Source organism: Leisingera sp. F5 (assembly GCF_001593695.1).
The window spans coordinates 1-1,573 of record NZ_LUKH01000848.1; the positions used below are offsets into that span (position 1 = coordinate 1).

A 1,573-nucleotide genomic window follows, 5' to 3' on the forward strand; every position below is an offset into this window, starting at 1 on the left:
GTGCTGCGCGGGCTGGAGTTCAACGGCAACCGCCTGGGCCGCAACCCGCCGGAGCATTGGTTCACCACGCTGCGCGATCAGCCGCGCGGCGGGGAAGTGCGGACGGAAATCCGGGAGCGGGTGGCGTATCTGCGGGAAAGACGCAGGCTGTGATGCGTTGAGGGCAGCGCCCGAGCCTGGGAGGGGGCGGATGCGTCCTCCCCGTTTTGCCGGATGCAAACCTTTGGTTTGACGGGGGCGGTCCGGGCGCTGCCCGGCCTGCCGGCCGGGCGATCAGTTGCAAGCTGGGTCTATTCCGCCCAGCTCAGCGCGCTCAGGTCGATGGCGGCGGTGGGCGCGTTCTCCCACAATCCCTGCAGCCCCGCCTTGGCCACGCCCAGCTTGGCCAGCTGGAACAGGTAGCCGTTGACGTAATCTGCCGAAATTTTCTCCTGCGCTTCCTGCAGGATCGCGGTGCGGGCCTCCGGATCGGTGGTCGCGTTCAGCTTGGCCATCAGCTCCTGAAATGGTTTGCTGTCATACTGAAAGTAATACTCGGGCCGGGCATAGATGCCGATATCCATCGGCTCGGTATGGCTGATGATGGTCAGGCCAAAGCTTTTGCCGCGGAACACGCTTTCCAGCCATTGCGCCCATTCCACGTTGATGATCTCAGCCTTGATCCCCACGGTGGCCAATTGCGCGGCGACAATCTCGCCGCCCCGTCGGGCATAAGAGGGCGGCGGCAGGTGCAGGGTGGTCTCGAAGCCATCGGCAAAGCCCGCTTCGGCCAGCAGCGCCCTGGCCTTGTCTGGGTCATGGGCAGAGTGGCCGGTCAGATCCCTGTAAGCCGGGTTGTGCGGTGCAAAATGCGTCCCGATCGGGGTGCCGTACCCAAACATGGCACCGTCGATGATGGATTGCCGGTCGATGGCATGGGCCAGCGCCTGGCGCACGCGCACATCGTCAAAAGGGGGCTGCTTGTTGTTGGTCGAAAGGATCGTTTCCCCTTCAGTAGAGCCTACAAGGACCTGGAACCGCGGGTCGGCCTCGAACTGTGGCAGGTTCTCCGGCGCCGGGAAGTTGTCGAAGGCGTCGATATCCTCCGCCATCATCGCGGCAAAGGCAGCGGTCGGGTCGGATATGAATTTGAAAGTGGCAGATGCCAGCGCGGGCTGATCGCCCCAGTACTCCGGATTGCGCGCCAGCGTGATGCGGTCGCCCTGCACCCACTCCTGGAAGGTATAGGCGCCGGTACCGACGGGATCGGTCTTGATGCCGTCGATGCTTTCCGGCGCCACGATCACCGCATCACCCCAGGCGAGGTTGAACAGAAGGCTGCCGTTCGGCGCGTCCAGCGTGATCTGCACAGTCTGCGGGTCCACCGCATTCACGGCCGTGATCCCCTCAAACAGCGCCTTTTGCGCGTTGGTGCTGTCTTCCCCCCGGGCGCGGTCGAGCGAGAATTTCACGTCCTCCGCATCCATCGCGCTGCCGTCGTGAAAGGTCACTCCTTCACGCAGCTTGAACGTATAGACGGTGCCGTCTTCGGAAATCTCCCAGCTTTCCGCGAGCCCCGGCACCACAGAGCCAT

At 63.8% G+C, this 1,573-nt stretch carries 1 protein-coding gene and 1 pseudogene; one reads left to right on the top strand and one right to left on the bottom strand.

All coding sequences use genetic code 11. The features are described from left to right. Positions 1–153, top strand: a pseudogene (locus tag A2I95_RS36695) (acetoin utilization protein AcuC); the annotation flags it as partial. Between the two features lie 137 nt (positions 154–290). Here the strand turns inward: A2I95_RS36695 and A2I95_RS36700 are convergent. After that, positions 291–1,573 (bottom strand): ABC transporter substrate-binding protein (locus A2I95_RS36700; protein ID WP_291737412.1); only part of this gene is annotated, 1,283 nt, incomplete at its 5' end.